At 71.3% G+C, this 3,861-nt stretch carries 1 protein-coding gene; it reads left to right on the top strand.

The annotated features are described in order from the left end of the window. Window positions 1-3,861, top strand: a 3,861-nt coding sequence (locus tag ACFYPJ_RS39020; protein ID WP_389026878.1) for an amino acid adenylation domain-containing protein, incomplete at both ends; no start/stop codon positions are given.

A 3,861-nucleotide genomic window follows, 5' to 3' on the forward strand; every position in this document is an offset into this window, starting at 1 on the left:
ACCGTGACCGCGCAGATCGTCCGTGAGTCCGCCGCGATCGACCCGGCCCGTGTCTGCGCGATGATCGAGACCGCCCTGGAGTCGCTGACCGACGCACTGCTCCGGGAGACCGGGACCGAGGCCGCGACCGGGACTGCGGCTCCGACCACCGTCGCGGCCATCGACGTCCTGCCCGCCGCCGAACGCGCCCTGCTCGTCGACGAGTTCAACGCGGTCGACGCACATCCCGCCCCGACCTCCACACTGGCCGAGCTGTTCGAGGCGCGCGTCGACGCGACCCCGGACGCCGTGGCCCTGGTACACGGTCACACCACCTGGACCTACGCCGACCTCAACACCCGTGCCAACCGGATCGCCCACCGGCTGCGCGACAACGGTGTAGGCCCCGACGTCCTGGTCGGACTCTGCGCCGAACGCGGTCCGGAGCTGATCGCCGCCCTGATCGGCGTCCTCAAAGCGGGCGGAGCGTACGTGCCGCTCGACCCGGCCAACCCCCGCGAGCGGCTGGCACGGATCCTCACCGACAGCACCCCGGCCACGGTCCTGGTCGCCGGCCATGAACCGGCCGCACTGATCGACGCCCTCCTGACCGACCACGGAATCGACCTTCCGGTGCTGGACGTGTCCCGCCTGGACGACGGCGCCGACCACAACCCCGAGGGCGTGGGACTGCGTCCCGACCATCTGGCGTATGTGATCTATACGTCGGGTTCGACGGGTGTGCCGAAGGGTGTGATGGTCGAGCACCGGAACGTGTCCCGGTTGTTCTCGGCGACGGATGCGTGGTTCGGCTTCGGCGCCGACGATGTCTGGACCCTGGCGCATTCGTATGCGTTCGACTTCTCGGTGTGGGAGTTGTGGGGTGCGCTGCTGCACGGGGGCCGGCTGGTGGTCGTGCCCGCCGACGTCGTGCGTTCTCCCGAGGACTTTTTCGACCTGGTCGTCCGTGAGCGGGTGACCGTCCTCAACCAGACCCCCGGTGCCTTCCGCCGGCTGGTCGCCGCCCAGCAGCGGACCGGCCGCCCGCACCAGTTGCGCTACGTCGTCTTCGGCGGTGAGGCCCTCGACCCGTCCATGCTCCGGCCCTGGTACGCCCACCCGGACAACGGGGCCACGGTCCTCGTCAACATGTACGGGATCACCGAGACCACCGTGCACGTCACGCACCACCCCCTGACATCGGCGGACGCCGACCGTCCCGGGCGCAGCCCCATTGGACGCCGGATCCCGGACCTGACCACCTACATCCTCGACCCGGCCGGCCGCCCGGCCCCGCTGGGCGTGCCCGGAGAACTGTTCGTGGGCGGGGCCGGAGTCGCCCGCGGCTACCTGAACCGGCCGGAACTCACCTCCCAGCGGTTCGTGCCGGATACGTTCGCCGACGCTCCGGACGCGAGGCTGTACCGGACCGGTGACCTCGGCCGGTGGCTGCCCGACGGGTCCATCGAATACCTGGGCCGCAACGACTTCCAGGTGAAGGTCCGGGGCTTCCGCATCGAACTGGGCGAGATCGAGGCCCGGCTGCTCGAACACCCTGGAATCCGTGAGGCCGTCGTCCTGGCCCGCGAGGACGTCCCCGGCGACCAGCGCCTCGTCGCCTACTACCGGCCGACGGACCCTTCCGCCGAGACCCCGGCGGGCCGGGCCGCCGAGGACCATGACGCCCAGATCCCGGTCGAGGCCCCCGCCCAGGCAGCAGATCTCACCGCGGCGGGGCTGCGCCGCCTGCTGTCCGCGACGCTTCCGGACTACATGGTCCCCTCGGCCTTCATGGCCGTCGCGTCGTTCCCGCTCACCGCCAACGGCAAACTCGACCGGCACGCCCTGCCCGCCCCCGACGGCGACGCCCGGTCCGCGAACGAGTTCGAGGCCCCGGTCGGGGACACCGAGACCCGGCTGGCCGGAATCTGGTCCCAGGTCCTGGGCGTGGACCGGGTGGGCCGACACGACAACTTCTTCGAGCTGGGCGGGCACTCGCTGCTGGCGGTCTCGCTGGTCGAGCGGATGCGGGAACACGGCCTCGTCACCGATGTACGGTCGCTGTTCACCCATGCCACCGTCGCCGCGCTGGCCAGGACGATCGGCACCGGCCCCGACCTGGCGCCGGTCGTCGTGCCCGCCAACCTGATCGAGCCCGGTACGACGGCCATCACCCCCGCGATGCTGCCGCTCGTTTCGCTCACCCAGGAGCAGATCGACCGCGTGGTCGCGACCGTCCCGGGCGGTGCCGGCAACGTCCAGGACATCTATCCGCTGGGCCCGTTGCAGGAGGGCATGTTCTTCCACCACCTGCTCAACGACGACGCCGACGCCTACCTGCTGTCCAGCCTGATGGCGTTCGACTCCCGCGACCTCCTGGACCGGTTCGTCGACGCGCTGCGGACCGTCGTCGACCGTCATGACGTACTGCGGACCTCCGTCGTCCACGACGGTCTCCCGGCCCCGGTCCAGGTCGTGTGGCGGCACGCCACCCTGCCGGTGGAAGAGATACACCTCGACGCCGACGCCGACGACATAGGTACCGGCACCGACACCACTGACACCGAAGGCCGTACGAGCGTCATCGAGCGGCTGAAGGCCAGGTTCGACCCTCGGCGGTTCCGCCTCGACCTCACGCTGGCGCCGATGATGCGGGTCGTCGTGGCCCCCGACCCGGACGAGGACCGCTGGCTGATGCAGGTCCTGCTGCACCACATGGCCGGCGACCACAGCACCCTCGACCTGCTGCGCGACGAGGTCCAGGCCCACCTCGCCGGCCGGACCGGGACGCTGGCCCCGCCCGTCCCGTACCGCGAGGTCGTGGCCCAGGCACTGCTCGGCGTCCCGGTCCGGGAACACGAGGAGTTCTTCACCGGTCTGCTGGGCGACGTCGACGAGACCACCGCGCCGTACGGCCTGACGGACGTGCACGCCGACGGCCGCGGTATCGCCGAGACCACCCGGATCCTCGACGACGACCTGGCAGGACGGATCCGTACGCAGGCCCGACGGCTGGGCGTGACCACCGCGAGCGTGTTCCACCTGGCCTGGGGTCAGGTTCTGGCGCGGGTGACGGGCCGGGACGACGTGGTGTTCGGCACCGTGCTGTTCGGGCGGATGCACGGCGGCTCCGGGGCCGAACGCGGTCTGGGTCTGTTCGTCAACACGCTCCCGGTCCGGGTCCGACTGGACGGGACCGAGGCCGAAGCGGGTCTCCGGGACACCCACCATCTCCTGACCGAGCTGCTCCGGCACGAACACGCCCCCCTGTCCCTGGCCCAGCGGCGCAGCGCGGTGCCGGCCCCGGCGCCGCTGTTCACCAGCCTGCTCAACTACCGGCACAGCACCGAGCCCACCGTCGAGTCGGACGGCGACACCTGGCAGGGCGTGCGGGTGCTCGACGGCGAGGAACGGACCAACTACCCGGTGATGATGGCCGTCGACGACCGGGGGCGGGGTTTCGGCCTCACCGCACAGGTCGTCCAGGACGCGCGCACCGCCGCCGCCGTCGACCCGGAGCAGGTGTGCTCCCTGCTGGCCACCGCCCTGGAACAGCTGACCACCGCACTGGCCGATGCTCCTGGGACCCCGCTGACCGACCTCGACATTCTGCCGGCCGATGAGCGCGAACTGCTGGTGCACGGGGTCGACAGCCCCCCGGACACCGCCCCGGACGCCCAGGAAGCCTGCCTGCACGAGCGGTTCGCCGCCCGCGCACTCGCCGCACCCGACGCCGTGGCCGTCGTCCACGAGGGTCGTTCGCTGACGTATGCGGAGCTGAATGCCGGTGCCAACCGGGTCGCCCACCGGCTGCGGGCCCTCGGTGTCGGTCCGGATGTTCTGGTCGGTGTGTGTGCCGAGCGTGGGCTGGATCTCGTGGTG

The organism is Streptomyces sp. NPDC006012 (assembly GCF_042871185.1).
Lineage (GTDB): Bacteria > Actinomycetota > Actinomycetes > Streptomycetales > Streptomycetaceae > Streptomyces.